Genomic DNA, 17,788 nt, shown 5'->3' with positions numbered 1-17,788 from the left:
GACAAACTCAAACTCCCAGAAAAGGTTGATATGTGTCGCGCGCAGCCTGATGACCATGCTGTCCTCGTTGTAACCCCGCCACTTCATTTATTTAGAAAATTCAGTTCAACCTTTGACACACCTCTCGCTTCCGCTGGGGTCTTGCCCGTCCAGCGTTGGAAAGCGCGATAGAATGAGTTTGGCTCTCGGTATGCCAACAAAAACGAGATTTCTTCGATGCTTAGATCTTCTTCGTTCAGATAGTGCATTGCCAGTTCCAAGCGCGTTGATGCGAGAACCTTCTTGAAAGTTTTGCCTTCTTCACTCAATTGGCGCTGCAGGGTGCGTTTGGATATGGCCATCTTTTCGCAGATCGCTTCAATGCTTGCTTCTCCTGATGGCAGCATTTCGCGTAGGGCGTTCTTAACCCTAGTAACGAAGACCACTTTCGGCTCCTGTGCTGCCATTCGGTCTCGAAGTTGCTTCTCGAATTCTGGCCAGGTTTCCTCGTTCTCGGTGACCAAGAGCAGATCGGCATCTTGCCGATGCAGAGAAATCTGTGCGCCTCTCTCAGGTTCGCATCCTAAGTATGAAATCACTTCATCCCCTGGATGTTCAATGAGTGGTAGTTCTATGCGCGCCGGAACGATATGCTTGATGGTGTGGCAACGAATGCATTCCAGCAGAAAGATTGCTTCAAACCAGACCATTTGCGGCGGGATTTGAATTTTTGGGTCTACTGATCCGATTGCGACATGCAGGTAATCACCTTCCTCGGAGACTTTCAGGGTTACCGGTGCCATCAGTGGTTTGAACACTGACAAGCGGTCAAGGCCGGTCCGAACATCAGGCGAACAAGAAAACGCAAACATCGCAGGCGTAAAATGCGCGTGTGCAAAGAGTTTGCCCAAAGTGAGCGATAAATCGGGGCGGCCGGCTTCAGCTTCAACAGCTCGCCACAGATCGAACACTTGCGAAGGCGTCAACTCGACACGCTCGTCGCGTGTCAAATCTGCGGTGAGCCGGGCTCGGCGCGCGATCCGCTCGGGTGAAATATTTAGTAATTTGGCCACCTGCGCGATGTATTTGGCCATAGGGTAAAGGCGGTTTGGCGTTTTAGCCTCCTATAACAAGGTTTTGCGTCACCCCTTAGTGTACGCGTCACTTCAAGTGGACCATAGGCCTGAAGAAAATTGGCACGTTCAGATGGTATTTTGGCGCAATGTGATTGTCTGGTCGGTTGATTGCCCATGGGAAATGACCCGCTAGCCCAATATATTTTCACTAAGGATTGTCCCATGCGTGCGCACGGCCCTGACGATTTGGGTTATGGAGTTATGGAGTGTTCAACATCGGACTTTTGGAGTGTAATAGAACGCTGGGCATTGCGCGCACAAAGCGCCCGGTTCCTTACAACATTGAGCAACGCTTAACGAACCACGACTTCAAATATAGTAAACCTAAGTCGCGCTCGCCGGACACACTGTTGTCGATAGTCAGATTGGTCACCGGATAAAACCTAAACTCCGCCAGTGAAAATGCGAAGAAAGAACTAGAGTCAGTCTTGGCGATATGAGGGCAAGGCTCGCGGATATGCGGGCATCGTCTCCATAGCGGTCACTGGCGCAGCCACAGCGAAAGCTCACTTTGTCCTGCGTAGAAGTCGTTCACACCTAGTGCAGCGAACGGCTGCCCTGAGCCCTGAGTCACGGATGCTGCAGAGCGGGCAAATGTCCGCTCTGCAATTCCTGTGAAGAATTTGGCAAGCTAATAGAGATTCGTTGTCTGCTTAACGCCGAGAGCAAACGGCGCACCGTTTGGATCACACAGGATGGGGCTATCGGCTTGAACGGTTTCATTATCATTCACAGAAGCCAGACGCGCCCCTTTGGTTTCGGCAGCACGGGAGGCATCGGAGACTGAAGCAACCTTGATGCAAGGAACCCAAGATGCGTTTGAGGCAGTTGACCAAGTCGCGGCATGCTGGATTGCAACAAGTTGGCCCTGAGGCTCGAGGAGGGTGACGCAATCCTTGCCCCGCTGGGGAGAAACCTGCCATCCGAAGAGTTCGATGTAGAACGCTTGCGGAAAGTCATTCCCGTTGCTGACATACACTTCAGGGCCGAACTGCCTTTGCGGTACGGGGAAAGTGTGCCGAGACAAAGAAATCCCCACTAGAGCACCGAGCGGATCGCGGACGAGCGCATTGCGACCGACACCCGGCACCTCGAATGGCTCCCGAACGATCTTACCTCCGAGTGTACCGACGCGGTTGATCGCTATGTCCACATCGGGAACTTCGATGTAAGAGATCCAGCCATTTTCCTGCTCCAGGGGCGTCTCAATCAATCCCGCACCCGCTTCGTCACCGGAAAGGGCAAGGACGAAATCCTGCTCGCCGCCACCCCATGCAAAATCCGATGCCCGCTCGACTTCATACGTCCAGTTGGCGACGTGCTGGTAGAATGCCATCGAACACGCCCTGTCCGATGTGAAAAGGTCATGCCATACGAATTGACCTGCTTTCGACTGTGTCATCGTCTTACTTCCTGACATCTTTGAGCTTTTTGACACCGCGGACCATCTTCCCGAACGCCTTGTCGCGCGACCTTCGTTCCGCAAGACTCGCGGAATTGAAGGCGTCTTCGGCCATGAGCTTGCGCCATCTGCTAAGACGACCGCCATCAAGAGCACCCTCATCGATAGCCTTCAGAACAGCGCATCCCGGCTCGGATTCGTGCTGGCAGTCCCTGAATCGACACCGCACGGCCAACTCCTGAATGTCGGCAAAGAGATCATCAATGCCGTCAGCTGCATCGGTGAGCTGCAATTCCCGCATACCCGGGGTGTCCAGTATCAGACATCCATTGGGCATTGCATGGAGCTCGCGCCGCGTTGTCGTATGCCGCCCCTTGGCGTCGTCCTCGCGAATAGATTGGGTCTCGATGGATTGGCTCTGGAGCAATGCATTGGCTAACGTCGATTTCCCAACGCCAGATGAGCCGAGAAACGCCACCGTCTTGCCGGGCCTGCACCAAGAAGTCAGTTTTGTCCGGGGCGCGTCTCCGCGGGCGTCAAGTGCGACCACATCGATCATGTCCGACACCGTGCGGGCCGTGTCGATGTAGCTTTGCGAGTCCGTCAGGAGGTCGGTCTTTGTGACGACGATGACAGGCGTGATCCCTGCCTCAAAAGTGAGAGCTGCATAGCGTTCCAGCCGGGCCACTTTGAAATCCTGATTGCAGGACGTGACGATAAAGGCGGTATCAATGTTCGCCGCGATCAGTTGTTCCTGCCGGTCGGTTCCGGGCGCACGCCGTTTGATGAGGCTCGTGCGCTCTAGAACCCGACTGGATCGCGGGCGCAAAGGATCCAGCATCAGCCAGTCCCCTACAGTTACATCGGCTCTGGGAGGAAGTATCGTATCGATGCCGTCACCGAGGGCGTGCAGGCCATTGCGATGCACTTCGACAATTCGAACGGGCGGTGTCACCGACAAATCTTCTACGCTGATCTGCTGGGCGAAAAACGGTTGCCATCCCAATGCCTGAAGAGGGTTGAAGTCGGAGTGTCTTCCGGCGTTGCGTGCGCGAAGCGGAAGGAAGTCTGAGTAATCCCTTATCATAGGGTGTCACTTTCATGTCTCTGGCCCAAGTCTGATCTGGGCGCTGTTGGTGAGAAAAAAGTTTGCACATCAAAACTCACCGTCGGCCATAATGTGACGGTGTTTCTTCAGATGTTGAATGTGCTCCGGGAGGCGCGCTGCCTCCCTTCCTTACCGGGACATGAAATCTCCATTTCAGATTATGTGCACATAGGATGAACGCGTGCACAACACAACAGTTGACGGCTGATTAGGAACTCTTCTTCAGTTACCGTAGCAGCAATTCAACAGGAAAAAGACTATGTCAGCTTTGTCCGCTGAGCAGTCATTTCACGAATAACTACTTCGAGCCTATACCCCCCAAGAAGCCGCGCTATGGCGAAGGTCTGTTTTTGCGCTTGGTCGGCAGCATCATGCTTCCGCGTGCTTATGGTCGGTCATTTCCCGGCGCTCAGCCAAGGCTTGGCGCACAATTTGGAAGGCAGACGACAGAAAGAGCCCGGCCATGACGGTTGCCACGACAAGATCAGGCCAACCTGTTGACGTGCCCCAGACACCAAGTGCTGCAAACATCACTGCCACGTTCCCAATCGCGTCATTGCGCGAACACAGCCAAACCGACCGAACATTGGCATCACCATCTTTGTAGCGGACCAAAAGCAAGACGCTTGCTAGATTGGTAAGCAACGCGAGAAAGCCGACGCCCCCCATTATCTCTGCAGTTGGAACGCCCACAAAGAAGACGCGATAGACAGTCGATCCGAACACCCAAAGGCCCATCATCAGAAGGCTGATGCCTTTGAACAGTGCTGCATTCGTTCTTGCGCGGAGAGAGGCCCCGATAACAGCAAGCGAAATGCCGTAGGTGAGCGCATCGCCTGCGAAGTCGAGTGCGTCTGCCTGCAGCGCTTGGGATTTGGCCAAATGACCCGCTGTCATCTCGACAAAGAACATCGTCGCGTTGAGCGCGATCACGATCCAAAGCCGTCTTTTGTAGTCATCTGAAACACCGTCAAACTTGGCGTCATGTCCGCAGCAACCAGCCATGGGAATCCTCTTTCATCTTTGGTTGTTCATGATGTAATGTCTCTAGCGACTAGAGGTTCAAGAGGTTTCTTCATGTTTTCCATTGGCGAGCTTTCTAAGCGCACAAAGGTCAAAGTTCCGACCATCCGGTATTACGAGGAAATGGGACTACTGCCCGAGGCAGAGCGCACGTCAGGCAACCAAAGACGATACGACCAAGCTGGGTTAGAGCGGCTGAGCTTCATCCGCCATGCGCGTGATCTTGGGTTTTCAATTGAAGCAATTTCTTCGCTGATCGAATTGCAGGAGCACCCCGACCGGTCGTGCGAGGCTGCGACGGATATCGCAACATCTCAACTTGAAGAGGTCCGCACCAAGATCAAACGCCTCCGAACACTTGAAAAGGAACTCAACCGGATATCGAAGGGCTGCAATGGTAAAGGCGTTTCCGAAGACTGCTACGTATTAGCATCGTTGGCCGACCACGGCTTGTGCGACAGAGACCACTAGAACACCGAGGGAAGCGGACATTTGACCGCTAAAAGTTAACGGCAGCTAAGTCCGCTTGTCGGGATTTGCAAAGTTCAGTTTGGAATGTCCGGCTAGGGCTGCCTCCAGACATAGGCACGGGAACCAGCGAAGGTCGACTGCGAGCCCAAAGTGGACAACGAAAAGATGGCCAATCGGTATAGGGTTTCTATTGCGGTTTCCTATCAGCGGCTACTCTATTGCGTTTTGAAATGTTGCGGTAAGCCGTTTGTTCAAACCGTGATGAGGTTCGGCTGAAGAACCGTAGTGCAACTCAGCCAAAGCAGCGATGTCATTGAAAATGACTACGGAGCCGCCTTCTTCATTCGCGTAAACCAATAGTTTTTGGCAAAAGGCATCCAAACCAATTGCCGGAAAGCCCGCCATAGCCACGCCACCGGGTGCTGGTCCGCCGAACAGTAAAAGTACCGCCTCCGGCAGGTCCACCCCCAGTTGGGACGCTTCGGTCGCAAAATCGATTTCACCGAACCAGACAGTATCGTCCTGCCCCATGACAGCTGTCCTGAGACGTTCGACTGCCTCTGGTACGCTGAGCAGAGTTTGCAGTTCGATGATCCCGTAGTCGGCAAACAATCCGTTGGTCGGCGCTGATGTTGCATCCAAGTCGTTTAGAACTTCGAGCATCTTGCTCTGAAACGCACTCAACGAAGAAGCGTCCGTGAGCCCATGCCGGACTTTGAGAAATTGAGAGTCTGTGTAGGCGATCTGTGGACGACCATCCTGATCGAAGGAAAGAACGCGAAAAGGAAGGTCCAGACCTGCTCGCACGTTCTCTTTCAGAATGGGCGTGTTTATCTCTGGATCAGAGAAAAGGAGCACACGAGACGCTGGCATTTCTACACCTTCGACTTTGGCCAGTCGCGCGTGATCTATCGATGCGATTGGCGTAGCTCCCGCTTCTTCAACGGCAGTCTCAAGCACTAAGAAGTTTTCGTCCACCGCACTCTGGGCAGATGACGATTGTGCAAGAGCCGATGTCGAAATTGATGAAGTTGCAATCATCGAGAGAACAAAGAAAAACCTCAGCATCTTTTCACTTCCTGTTTCATCGTGCTTTTTTCAGTGAAACCGCCGCCAGAGCTGCAAAAGCTATCTCGGCCGCAAGGTAAAAGAGAAGTATCCCGTTCGGAACTCCATCGATAAGAATGCTTAGTATGCGTCCAACGGCCAGTCCCGACATAAACAAAAAAAGAACCCAAAGCGCCGGTCGTTGTAGATCTGGTTTCACCACGGCCGCTAACCAAAACAAAGCGTTTGCCAGGTAAAGTCCCATAATCGCACGGAAGACATGCGTCTGGTTCGTTCCTTCCACCGAAAATCCCAGCAAAACTGGGATCGAACTGCTTGGCATCAGACCGTATGATAACGCGATTGGCATGAGGCCGACGGCAGCAAGCAGAAGGACCAATCTAGCACTCATGGAGGACTCCGTCTCGTAGAGGTTTCGCTTTTTGCGAGATTCCTAGTCGGTTATTTTGGGCATCCGATGATCCGAGCCGGATGCCCACGCTGCGGTGGGAAAGGCGTATTGGTTGCCTAGCTTCCTCTACTGAGAGATGCCGCCTTCGGTTGATGTTTGTTCTTCAACATGGTCTTGATTGGCGACCGGCTTCCCGCGCGGAGGGAACTCCTCGAAAGTAGCGAGATGTGCCTGCACTAACCGGGCGGCTGGGCCGAATGCCCACATTTTCTCACCCATCCAGCGGACGTACATACCGCTTTCCTCCGCAGCTTTTTCGTAGGGATCGCGGCGGAGGTTGAAAAGCAAGGGGGCGACCAGTTCTTCCTTCGGGCCTGACCAGCCGTGGTTTTGAACGACAAAGTGCGCTTTCCAATCGTTGTAGCGTACTGCTTGGAGGTCCGTACCCTGATAGTAAATCAGCTCGCGGCGATTGCTCTCTTCGTCCTCACCGGTCAAGTAAGATAGTTGGTTGTAGCCATCCAAGTGTACTTTGTACCCTTCATAACCATCTAGGAGCTTTTCTCTTAAGTCTGTGGGGCCTCCCGCCGCGGCTACAAGTGTTGGCATCCAATCCATTCCGCTGAAGATACCGTTCAAAACCTGTCCTTCAGGAATTTTGCCCGGCCAGCGAATAATCGCGGGAACCCTGAAGCCACCTTCCCAGGTAGTACCCTTTTCCCCATGAAACGGCGTCGTACCGCCATCGGGCCACGTCAGTGTTTCTGGGCCATTGTCGGCGGTGAACATCACTATGGTATTATCGGCAACTCCCAGATCCTCAAGGTGGCTGAGAACGTTACCAACGTTGTTGTCCAACTCCTTCATGACAACATCCTGAAGTCCGCGCCCATTGCCCAACATAGCTTCGTATTCGGGGCTGAGGTGGGTCCAGACGTGTGCACGGGCTGGAGCCATCCAGACAAAAAACGGAGTGTCCGACTCTACTGCACGAGAAATGAAGTCCTTCGTGTAAGATGTCACTTCGTCATCCAAAGTCTTTTGGCGCTCAGGAGGCGCAGGCCCGTCATCAATAATGCGCTGCTTCCCGACTTTTCCAAATCGCGGGTCGACTGTTTCGTCTACTTCCTCTGTTGCAAATGAATGAATGATGTTGCGAGGCGCAAATTGCGCGTTGAATTCTGGGTCGTCTGGCCAATCCGGATCAGACGTATATTCCATAGCATTCAGGTGGTAGAGCCAACCCCAATACTCGTCGAAACCTTTTGTAGTCGGTAGGAACTCATTGAGGTCGCCTAGGTGGTTTTTTCCAAACTGTCCCGTCGTATACCCCAACTTTTTCAGGAACATCGGAAGCGTTGGGTCATCTGGGTTTAAACCTATCGGATCACCCGGCAGTCCAACCGTGTGCATACCAGTCCGTATTGGCAATTGTCCGGTCATGAAAGCTGATCGACCGGCAGTACAACTTGGCTCGGCATAATAATCTGTGAGACGAGCACCCTCTGACGAGAGACGATCCAAGTTCGGCGTCTCGATGCTTTTGACACCTCCGTGGTAAACGCCGACGCTCGCCCAACCTACGTCATCTGCCATGATGACAAGAATGTTGGGCGGGGTATGTTCGTCGGCCCAAGCTCCAGTGAAAGCAAAGCAGACGGCACCCGTTACTGAGATAAGCTTGTTCATTAAGACCTCCCGGCTTGGTACTACTTACCAACCATAGGAAAAACATCGGCTTAGAGGAACGGTCTGATTTGTTAACTTTTTGGGCTCAGCACCTTGGTGCAAGAAATTTTTTCGGCCGCAAAGTCCGCATCTCAGAGGGTGTAAAGCTCATAGTGAAGGTCCGCTTCGGGCTGCCTCCAGTCACTAGTGCGAACAGTGGTGAACGCGGCTTCGAGCCTAGCGCCGGTAATTCGCTGGAGCGGTAAACCCTCCATTCCGAAGTTTTATTGGGCCGCAGCCAGCGGTGATGCCGCCACGGCCCACGTGGTAAAACGTCAGTTCGTTGGGGTCACATCGACTAACGTTGGTTCGCGATCACCGCTGGTTTCAAAGACGATCATCTCGTCTCCCATAGCTCCGAAGTCAATCTGCTTCATATCGACCATATGCACCGTTCTGTCGTACATCGTGTGATAGTAGTAGACGAGGTTGAGGGAGTCCGCAGCGGTCGTGATCTGAGTTGCGCTGTAAAGCAGGTCGTCCGACTGCACATCGTCTTGAGCGCCCTCCGCTGCATCGGCCGGAATGTTGAAATTATCCAGAATGCGAAACGCCTCGCGCACGGTGTCATAGCCACCTTGCGTCTCCCGCGCCGTCTGAGAAAAGGCGACTGCGCGGACGAACCGGGATGGGGGTGTGAAGTCGCCTGGCAGCCCTATCATTCCACTCCCAGCGCCAAGGGGCGCGAAAGTAACGCCACTTGCCTCAACTTCCGGAAGCCCAAGGGCCGACAGGTTTACGTAGTTGTTAAGGTTCGTCATGTGCCAATCGTAGTTTGGCGAATTGGTGATCACGCCAAGCGGAGCATCGAAAATCGTCAGTTCACCGTCAATGTACTCGACAACGATCCTTCCGCCGAACCGGTCAGCAACCAACATATAAAATGGGAAGGGAAATCCGAGAGTCTCATCTACGACCCCGACAACACGGACATTCGCCAACCCGGTGGCAGCCTCTTCAACTGTCTCAAATTGGGAAAGGACATAGCTGGCTAGCAAATCGCCGGGAATCGTGTTGCCGGAAAGGTCAGGGTCGTACTCCTGATACTCGGTGAAGCCGGGCAGATAAAACAACCCGGCGGTCAACCCAGCTTCGTTGATGCCATCTGCGGGAGCCCCATGATCCAACATGCTGATACCGACCATTCCAAATCGGCCGGTCCAGTTTGCTCCGTCTCGCTCATCTGGCATTTCGCCTGCGGTATAAGTGAAACCTCGCGGAATAATGTTGATCTTTGTCTCAAGATCGAACGGCCCCCATTCGGCGGTCCTTGCGCGAACGATGCTTCCATCCTGCCCTGTCAACATGATGCCAGTGCATCCCCAGGCCATCGATACTGAAGCCACAAAGGCTATGGTCGCTTTTGGTAATATCCGAAATAGCTCGATATGACGCATGGTCGTACTCCAATTGGACTGATCTGATCTCATGAACTCGCTCGACCAAGCTACCACACCGGTTCTCAAGTTGAATGAAGTTTGCATGATCTTCAAATAGGCAAGAAAGTCCGCCTATTCCTTCCGTCGGACTTTGCAAAGTCCGACTCTGAATGTCTGGTTTGGGCTGAGACCGGTCCTCAACAACCATTGAGCCTATGGCAACTTTGTCCGCAGCCTTGCCATCCGACACTGGAATTTGAACGTCCGGAATGTGCGGTTTTTGACCTACCGCATATGCGAAAGACCGACTCTCGCTAAACGGCAGGAACGGGCTCAACGAGCCTGTCGAGGCGCTGAATATTAGCCTGAAAAAATCTCTTATTTTCAATGATCCTATCAGGGCAAACACGCGCTGCAACCAAATGTTGAAGTACAAGTTCCAGGGAATGCAAATCCTAAGCCCGAGCGAAAGGCCGCAGCAGTCTGCAAATAAATCGATAGAACTAAAACTCATGCTTCCATCATACTTTTGAGGGAACCAGTCTATCCAGAAGCATCCGGACTTGAGTTCAAGATTAGATTTCTGTGTTCCAGATAGACTTGGAGAGAGGAGTTTTGCAGAAATTCAGAAGCATCATTGGTTGGGCGCGCAAGTCTTGCTTCTATAAACGCAAGAATACACACAACAACAAGCCCGGCTAGTATCCAAAGGTACGCGAAAAGCCCTAGTAGATCTGGGCTGGTAACTTGAACGGCTATCGGAGGGGTGAGAAGAAGAATTGTAAGCATCAAACCTTTTTTCAACTTCTTCTGCTTCTGCAAATAATCCGTAGATATTTCCTCAACCTCATGCTCCAGCCTACGCACCCATGACAAGTACTCGTCTTCTAGTTGGCCACGTAAATAATGGCCGCAACGACAAAACTCTCTAGAAAGATACTCAATCCCTCCGCAGGCCTCACATTCCGTGGCATTCGGGCAACCTCTAGTCGGCCTAACTCCGTTGGAGCTTCCAGGTTGGTACGGTGCATCAAGTTGGGTCTCTTCTAGGATGCTATCTACCTTGCCCAACACGCCCACTTTGCGCGGCCTCAATTGCTCGGCTTTTCGCAAAACTTCGTTCTCTAACATCAAGCGACTAACCTTAAGATGGTGTCAATTCTGGCTATATCGGGCACTTGGTTAAGGCCCTCAATCGTTTCGGGGCTCAGAGCTTCTTTGAAAAGAAAATCTATAGCGTCCCATTTCTTTTCGGGTGCTACAACAAGGCCGCGATTAATTATTCTGTGCTCAACTGCGATTCCAAGTTTACGATAGGCATGCGCCATTTCCGAATGTCGGCGGCTTTTGCCTTCAGCAGTGTCCCCTTCGAGCATCCAGAGCGGATCGACATCGAATTCTTCATAAACCTTCAGAAGTAGGGTGGCGGTTAGGTCGCGTTGGCCACGTTCATAGTACTGATATGCACTTCGACTGATGCTAAGTCGTTGCGCCATTTCTTCTTGTGACAGACGCGCCTCGGTTCGGACAGCCGCAAGGCGCACCCCTAGGTCAGGAACAGTCATGATGTACCTTTTTGTGGTTGCATTGACCACGATTATGGTTATCTCTATTCAATGTAACCGCTGATAGAGGCATTTGGTTCGTTTTAGGTAGCATTATCGTAGTTTTGTTTCGATCTGAACGCAAAACGAAAATTTTGCCTCGATATGTGTGCAGTCATTGAGGAGTTGAAATTGCAAAAAATTCTCGAGACACCAAGGGAATTAGCTGAACGAGTGGGCATCCCCGTTTCCAACGTTCGCTATCTAATCCGCGAAGACATGCTGGATCATATTTATACAGCCCCAGGCCGACGAAACCCCAAGATTCCCAATGGTGCGTGGGAACGATACCTCGATCAATTTACGGTGAAAGCATGCCCCGCAAACCGACCCCGCCCCGCCTTGCACGCGACCGAAAACGCCTCGCCGATGGCAATTGGTACATCTACTGGACCGAAGGGGGACGCAGCCGTGAGCACTCGACTGGCACTGGGGATCGCGACCAGGCTGAACTCTACTTCGCAGAATGGAAGCTAAGGCGCTTCAGGCCGGATCGCGCGGTCGAGCCACACGAATTCTATGTGACTGACGCAGTTTCGCACTATCTGGCGAAGCGATTTGACGACGTTACTGACCCGGAGCGTTTGGCCAATGCAGCAAAGCCAATCATCAGGTTTTTTGATGGCTATGCCGTGGGCGATATCAACGATGTGCTCATTAAAGAATACTGCCAGAAACGCCGGAAGAGCCGTCGAGACAAGGGGCTGAAGGACGGCACCTTGCGAAGGGAGCTCAGTTTGCTCTCCACTGCTATCCGGCGTGCCGAGGAAGATCAGCTAATCACGCGCAAAATAACGGTCCGACTACCTCCGAAACCCGAGGGTCGTATCCGATTCCTGACATGTGATGAAGCGCTAAGGCTAATCCGGGTATCGCGGAGCTTCGATACGCCTCTGGAGGATGGCGTGCCGACCGAGTCAAAGACTGAGCACCTGACTCTGTTTCTTAGGATCGGATTGCTGACCGGCCAGCGAAAGGAGGCGATCCTATCCTTGCGCTGGTCTGATATCGATTTTCATAGCAACATCATCTACTGGAACCCCGTTGGACGGCGCCGCACGAAAAAGGAACGCCCGAGTTCTAGGCTGCCTGCGCGTCTGAAGAAGCACCTGCTATGCCGACGAAGGCGGTTTCCGGTAGACGAATTCGTAGTCACCCATCGCGGCAAGTCACTGCAGAACGTCAAACGCGCATTTAGGACTGCCGTTGTGGCGGCAGGCTTGGAGACCGAGGGGGACCGAAAAGTCGTTCCACACACTCTGCGGCACACCTGTGCGACCTGGCTAATGCAAAAGGGGGCGCCCAAGTGGGACGCCTGCGGCTTCCTGGGTATGACCCACGAAACGCTTGAGAAGAACTATGGGCATCATCACCCTGATCACCAGAGAGGAGCGGCGGATGCAATCTGATATCCAGATCATTTCCGGATATAGATCGGTACAAACGTGAACAAAGGAACAGTGAAATGATAGTACATTACAATAATTACAATGGGTTAAAGTCAGGCCCGTTCCTTCGGGAGGCAGGGGTCGGAGGTTCGAATCCTCTCACTCCGACCAATAAAACAAGGCGCCCAAGGGCGCCTTTGTTGTTTTCAGAGGAATGGCCACAACGATATCCGTAACGTTTCGTTCGATAGATGTGCTCAGTTCGTTCACTACCGACATCCACCAACTACTGAATTGGCACTTAATATCCTTTAATTTATAATTCCCGCTGCGTTCGTAAGCGCATCTGGACTGTAGGACCTATAGACGTTTTCCAGGGTTTCGCGCGAGGTTGCAAAATAGGCCGTGGCGTCCTCCAGTGTCATGCCGCGCATGCTCGTCTCCATTTTTTCAAACCCGAATTGTCCCTTCGACTCACGCTTTGGCCAACCACAACAGAACCAATAACTATGGCTGATCCTATCGACTGAGTGAGGCTAAGCGTTTGTCCCAAGTATACCCAGCCGAGCACGACAGCTGTAACAGGACTCATCATGCCAAGCATCGAGACTGCACTGGGCTCCAGGCGCGCTATGCCGCGAAACCAAAGAGCATAGGTTGCTGCAGCACCGATCAACCCGAGCCAAATAAGGCCGGCGACATTTGTCGCGCTGAGCACAGGTAGAGGCGGCTCAAGGAACAGTGCGATTGGCAACAGTATCAAACCACCGGCTGTTAATTGCCACGCAGTGAAACTCAGCGCCGAGACCGGAGGTTGCCATTTACGGCTGAGAACAGTGCCAGCAGCCATTGACGCGGCTCCTCCCAAACCCGCTACGATACCGATCCAATCAAGTTGTGCTTCTGGTCCGATCAGCAGCAGAGACACACCCATTACGCCAGTCGCGGCGGCGCCAAGTGCACCAAGTCGGATTGGGGTTCCCAGCCATCCCCACGCCATCAAAATCACGATCATCGCTTGCAACGATCCTAGGGTGGCGGCCACACCACCAGGTAACCTATACGCAGCAACGAAGAGTAGCACCCAGAAAAGAGCGAAATTGAGGCTGCCTAAGACGAAAGTGCGACCGAGCCATTCGCGTGGTGGAACGCAGCGCGTCACTGCAAGCAACAACAAGCCAGCAGGTAGAGCTCGCAACACAGCCAGGGTAATCGGATAGCCAGCCGGGAGCGCTTCGGTAGCTACCAAATAAGTGCTTCCCCATACCGCTGGGGCGAGTGAGGTGAGAAGAATATCGGTTAAGCGTGACATTGTATGTCTCCCGGCTGAAGCGTTTGAGAATTTGAGTGAGACGACAGAGCAGCGCGGGTTACGCTGCTTCCGCTTGCAGATTTGATCCAACCAGGCACTCTGCAACCCTTGCAACATGAGCGCCCTGGAACCGCGCTCCGGCCAGGTCAGTTTCGGTAGGCTTGCGGGAACCATCAGCACCGGCGATCGTTCCGGCACCATATGGTGCGCCGCCAATGATTTCTTCTGATGTAGTCTGAGCGGCAAATGTGTAGGGCATTCCGGCAATCAGCATCCCAAAATGTTGAAGCGGAACTTGCGTTGTAAGAAGGGTCGCCTCGTGCCCACCATGCTGCGAACCCGTAGATGCAAAGACCGCCCCGACTTTACCAACCAGAGCATTCCTGGCCCAAAGCCCGCCGGCCTGATCCAGGAACGACTTCATTTGACCGGCCATCATGCCAAATCGGGTCGGCGTTCCCAGAATTATTGCATCATAGCTTTCCAGGTCTGTCGGCGAGGCAATAGGTGTATCATCGACGACATAGCCGGCCTTTTGGCGGACTTCTTCAGGGACGGTTTCGGGCACACGCCGAACGTCAACTTCGATGCCAGGAACACTTCTGGCGCCTTCAGCCTCGGCACCGGCCAATGCGCGGACGTGGCCATAGCTTGAGTAGTAGAGAACGAGAATACGTGACATAAGAGACCTCTCAGGGCTGTGACTTGTTCCCTGAGAGAATGGAATTTGTTGCACCGCCAATTAAGTCTCGCTCTTTGACATCACTCTTTACCTACATTGAACAATGTCACGACCTGAGAGCCAGGCGCAGATGATCAAGAAAGGCTTTGACCTTTGCGTCCATTCCCAAGCGAGATGCCGTAACGGCGAATACTTCCGGCGCAGGCAGTTCGTAGTCAGGAAGAACTCTCACCAAGGCCCCGCTAGCTTCAGGAGCATCAGAGACGAACTCGGGCAGAGTTCCGATACCTTGCCCCGCTATCAGCAGATCCCGCAAAACGAGGCTGTTGCCAACCCTCACACGTGGATCAAGCTCCAATGTTGTGACGCCGTTAGCGGCCGAGAGCTTCCAGCTCGTCAAATGATCAGCAAGCAAAAAGCCGATGATTGCGTGGTTTTTCAGATCCGCCGGCTGGGTCGGCGTCCCGCATCGCTCCAAATAGTCAGGAGACGCAAATATTCTCTGCCGCATCACGCCAATCCGTCGGGCAACAAGTGCCGAATCCGGCATGGCAGCGCGGATGCGTATCGATAGATCGAACCCGCCCTCGACCATATCGATCACCTTGTCGTCCATCGAAAGCGTAAATCGCAAATCGGGATAGGCTTCCAAAAACTCGGGCAGCATCGGTGCAATAATGGTTTGACCGAAAGAGCTTGATGCATTCACCCGAAGGTGCCCGCGCACTGCTTTTGAACCATCCCTGATCGTTTGTTCCGTTTTTTTAACAGCATCGAGGATTCCAATTGCATCCTGGTAATAAAGGCTGCCGGTGTCAGTCAGTGACATGGATCGGGTCGTTCTGGTCAGAAGGACGGTTCCCAGACTTTCCTCCAGAAGCTTGATTTCTCTGCTGAGAAGCGCAGGAGAAACACCAAGGTCTTCCGCCGCACGGGCAAAGCTACCGCGTTCAACGATACGGCGAAAAGCTTGCATGACTGACAGTTTGTCCAACTTCAGGCCCCCGAGCAATTTTTGAGCCGCCCAGTTGGGCGTAACGAACTGCACGTTATACGACTGCGTCACTGGTGCGAAGGGGCGGCACGCCTGAATTGCTGGCGTTGATTTCCGGGCGATTGCAGAAGATGCAGAAAAGTGCCTCAAGGGTTCAATCAAGCTTCTCTCTTGAAGTCGCCACACGAACTTCCAAAGGAACAACAGAACATACAATCAAAGTACAGCCTTCAATACGCTTCACCGCTAATTACCGGCTATCCAAAGAGCACTTAGAAGCAACGGAGCATACAAAATTTTAGGTAGGCACTCGGAGACAATTGATTCTAACGCGGCCCATCTATCCGGGCGGAAAAATTGCGGTCTTTTTTACCGTTCCATAGACAAAGCTGGTATCGATTGAGGCTATCCCACCGATCGGATGAATCCGGTGACGAATAAATTCCTCGTAGGCCTCGAGATCCGATACCAAAACCCGCAATTGGTAGTCCATTGCCCCGGTCAGCACGTGGCATTCAAGAACTTCATCGATCATCCGAACGCGCTTTTCGAAATTCTGAACGTCCGTTTCGTTGTGCCGCTCCAACCTGATACGCACGAAGACGGTAATGGCCATCCCATACGCGGCAGCGTCAACGTCGGCGCTGTATCCCTTTATCACTCCGTTGGCTTCCAGGTTTTTGACCCGACGCAAACACGGTGAGGGAGACAAGTTCACCTCGTCGGCAAGATCCTGGTTCGTCATGCGCCCGTCCCGCTGCAGCGCTCGAATGATCTGCCTGTCCTTAGCGTCCATTTCACCCTCTTGCTTAGCAGAATATGCCAATATTGCTACATATGTTGGTAGATTTCGCAACCATTAGCCCAAAGTAAAGGCGCAAACTAGCTTCAGCATAATTCAGGAGCTTCTAATGACTCGTCCAACCGGATTTGCCACCCGTGCCATTCACCACGCTTATAACCCTCTGGAAAATGACGGTGCGCTGACACCACCGCTGCATTTGACGTCCACGTTTACCTTTGAAACCGCAGAGGCTGGTGGAGAGATGTTCGCCGGCGAGCGTGAAGGTCATATCTACAGCCGTATTTCAAACCCTACATGCGACCTTCTTGAGCAACGCATTGCCGTGCTTGAAGGGGCCGAGGCCGGTCTAGCTCTTTCAAGCGGCATGGGGGCGATCACGGCAGTGCTTTGGACCCTGCTGTCGCCAGGTGACGAAGTCATCGTGGACAAAACGCTTTATGGCTGCACCTTCGCCTTCATGCGTCATGGTTTGGCTAAATGGGGGGTCACCATCACACATGTCGATATGACAGACCCTGAGAACCTGAAAGCGGCCGTTTCTGACAAAACCCGCGTTGTCTATTTCGAAACTCCGGCCAATCCGAACATGCGCTTGGTGGACATCGCCGCAAGCGCCGCAATTGCGCATTCGGTCGGAGCAACGGTCGTCGTCGATAACACTTATGCCAGCCCGTATCTGACCCGCCCGATCGAGCACGGCGCAGATATCGTTCTGCACTCCGCCACCAAATACCTCGGCGGGCATGGCGATGTGGTAGCCGGTCTGGTGGTAGGAACCGCCGAACAGATTGCGGAGATCCGCCTTGTTGGGATGAAAGATATGACCGGCGCGGTAATGGCGCCTTTCAACGCGATGCTAATCCTGCGTGGTCTGAAAACACTAAACCTGCGTCTGGATCGTCATTGTGTTTCTGCCAAGGTCGTCGCGAAATTCCTCGAAGCGCACCCTGCCGTTGGTGAGGTTTATTTCCCCGGTCTTGAGAGCTTCGCGCAGCACGATGTAGCGCAGCGACAGATGTCCCAACCCGGCGCTATGATAGCGTTCGAGATCAAGTCTGGCCTTTCCGGTGGAATTGAATTCATGAACCGCCTGAACATGATCCAGCGCGCGGTGTCGTTGGGCGATGCGGAAACACTGATCCAGCACCCAGCATCGATGACCCATTCGACATATACGCCCGAAGAACGGGCCGAGCATGGGATCAGTGACGGCCTAATCCGCCTGTCCGTCGGGCTGGAGGATGTTGAAGATATCCTTGCAGACCTGGAGCAAGCTTTGCCCTACCCTGCCCGCAGCGCCGCCTGAACCCGGAGACCA

At 53.2% G+C, this 17,788-nt stretch carries 17 protein-coding genes; 3 read left to right on the top strand and 14 right to left on the bottom strand.

From position 1 onward, the window contains the following. Positions 1-83: 83 nt before the first annotated feature. The 4 genes from ACR0C3_RS05360 to ACR0C3_RS05345 all read right to left on the bottom strand — a co-directional run bounded on the left by ACR0C3_RS05360 (position 84) and on the right by ACR0C3_RS05345 (position 4,630). The gene (locus tag ACR0C3_RS05360; protein WP_170329055.1) at positions 84-1,073 is read right to left on the bottom strand and encodes an AraC family transcriptional regulator; all 990 of its coding nucleotides are present in this window, start codon (positions 1,071-1,073) and stop codon (positions 84-86) included. A 673-nt stretch (positions 1,074-1,746) separates the two neighbouring features. After that, positions 1,747-2,517: a VOC family protein gene (locus ACR0C3_RS05355; protein WP_237217125.1), complete on the bottom strand. Its 771-nt coding sequence runs from the start codon at positions 2,515-2,517 to the stop codon at positions 1,747-1,749. Positions 2,518-2,521: 4 nt separating this feature from the next. Then, positions 2,522-3,604: a ribosome small subunit-dependent GTPase A gene (gene rsgA, locus ACR0C3_RS05350; RefSeq protein ID WP_171181864.1), complete on the bottom strand. Its 1,083-nt coding sequence runs from the start codon at positions 3,602-3,604 to the stop codon at positions 2,522-2,524. 390 nt (positions 3,605-3,994) lie between these two features. Then, on the bottom strand, positions 3,995-4,630 hold the full coding sequence (locus ACR0C3_RS05345; protein ID WP_170459099.1) for a cation efflux transmembrane domain-containing protein: 636 nt from the start codon (positions 4,628-4,630) through the stop codon (positions 3,995-3,997). Between the two features lie 72 nt (positions 4,631-4,702). On the opposite strand from ACR0C3_RS05345, the gene ACR0C3_RS05340 reads away from it, so the two are divergent. Next, entirely contained in the window at positions 4,703-5,119 is a 417-nt protein-coding gene (locus ACR0C3_RS05340; RefSeq protein ID WP_170459097.1) for a MerR family transcriptional regulator, read from the top strand. Between the two features lie 210 nt (positions 5,120-5,329). Here ACR0C3_RS05340 and ACR0C3_RS05335 read toward each other — a convergent pair whose 3' ends face one another. From ACR0C3_RS05335 to ACR0C3_RS05310, 6 genes are all read right to left on the bottom strand, one after another. Beyond that, the gene (locus ACR0C3_RS05335; RefSeq protein WP_170617466.1) at positions 5,330-6,187 is read right to left on the bottom strand and encodes a DUF302 domain-containing protein; all 858 of its coding nucleotides are present in this window, start codon (positions 6,185-6,187) and stop codon (positions 5,330-5,332) included. 16 nt (positions 6,188-6,203) lie between these two features. After that, positions 6,204-6,578, bottom strand: a complete 375-nt coding sequence (locus tag ACR0C3_RS05330) for a DUF4345 domain-containing protein (protein WP_170382456.1) — start codon at positions 6,576-6,578, stop codon at positions 6,204-6,206. A gap of 126 nt (positions 6,579-6,704) precedes the next feature. Continuing rightward, entirely contained in the window at positions 6,705-8,267 is a 1,563-nt protein-coding gene (locus tag ACR0C3_RS05325; RefSeq protein ID WP_170443616.1) for an arylsulfatase, read from the bottom strand. 314 nt (positions 8,268-8,581) lie between these two features. Continuing rightward, positions 8,582-9,652, bottom strand: coding sequence for a linear amide C-N hydrolase (locus ACR0C3_RS05320; protein ID WP_480757543.1), 1,071 nt, complete (start codon positions 9,650-9,652; stop codon positions 8,582-8,584). Between the two features lie 576 nt (positions 9,653-10,228). Beyond that, positions 10,229-10,816: a hypothetical protein gene (locus tag ACR0C3_RS05315; RefSeq protein ID WP_480757542.1), complete on the bottom strand. Its 588-nt coding sequence runs from the start codon at positions 10,814-10,816 to the stop codon at positions 10,229-10,231. Continuing rightward, positions 10,816-11,250, bottom strand: a complete 435-nt coding sequence (locus tag ACR0C3_RS05310; protein ID WP_131726293.1) for a helix-turn-helix domain-containing protein — start codon at positions 11,248-11,250, stop codon at positions 10,816-10,818. Before ACR0C3_RS05310 ends, ACR0C3_RS05315 begins: the two co-directional genes overlap by 1 nt. A gap of 353 nt (positions 11,251-11,603) precedes the next feature. On the opposite strand from ACR0C3_RS05310, the gene ACR0C3_RS05305 reads away from it, so the two are divergent. Then, positions 11,604-12,698, top strand: a complete 1,095-nt coding sequence (locus ACR0C3_RS05305) for a tyrosine-type recombinase/integrase (RefSeq protein WP_058281578.1) — start codon at positions 11,604-11,606, stop codon at positions 12,696-12,698. Positions 12,699-13,098: 400 nt separating this feature from the next. On the opposite strand, the gene ACR0C3_RS05300 is transcribed toward ACR0C3_RS05305, so the two are convergent. From ACR0C3_RS05300 to ACR0C3_RS05285, 4 genes are all read right to left on the bottom strand, one after another. Beyond that, positions 13,099-13,989 (bottom strand): EamA family transporter, encoded by an 891-nt coding sequence (locus tag ACR0C3_RS05300; RefSeq protein ID WP_480757540.1) that lies wholly within the window; start codon positions 13,987-13,989, stop codon positions 13,099-13,101. Positions 13,990-14,047: 58 nt separating this feature from the next. Continuing rightward, positions 14,048-14,671 (bottom strand): NAD(P)H:quinone oxidoreductase, encoded by a 624-nt coding sequence (gene wrbA, locus ACR0C3_RS05295; RefSeq protein ID WP_480757539.1) that lies wholly within the window; start codon positions 14,669-14,671, stop codon positions 14,048-14,050. Between the two features lie 106 nt (positions 14,672-14,777). Then, positions 14,778-15,827, bottom strand: a complete 1,050-nt coding sequence (locus ACR0C3_RS05290) for a LysR family transcriptional regulator (protein ID WP_480757537.1) — start codon at positions 15,825-15,827, stop codon at positions 14,778-14,780. 178 nt (positions 15,828-16,005) lie between these two features. Next, on the bottom strand, positions 16,006-16,461 hold the full coding sequence (locus tag ACR0C3_RS05285; RefSeq protein ID WP_170423874.1) for an Lrp/AsnC family transcriptional regulator: 456 nt from the start codon (positions 16,459-16,461) through the stop codon (positions 16,006-16,008). 115 nt (positions 16,462-16,576) lie between these two features. Here ACR0C3_RS05285 and ACR0C3_RS05280 point away from each other — a divergent pair, with 115 nt between their 5' ends. Continuing rightward, positions 16,577-17,776 carry a methionine gamma-lyase gene (locus ACR0C3_RS05280; RefSeq protein WP_480757536.1) on the top strand — a complete coding sequence of 400 codons (1,200 nt, stop codon included), beginning with the start codon at positions 16,577-16,579 and terminating at the stop codon, positions 17,774-17,776. Positions 17,777-17,788: the final 12 nt, after the last annotated feature.

Source organism: Ruegeria sp. CK3, from assembly GCF_056536565.1.
The sequence above is the reverse complement of the archived record's forward strand: the minus strand, read 5'-3'. Positions and strand labels throughout refer to the sequence as shown.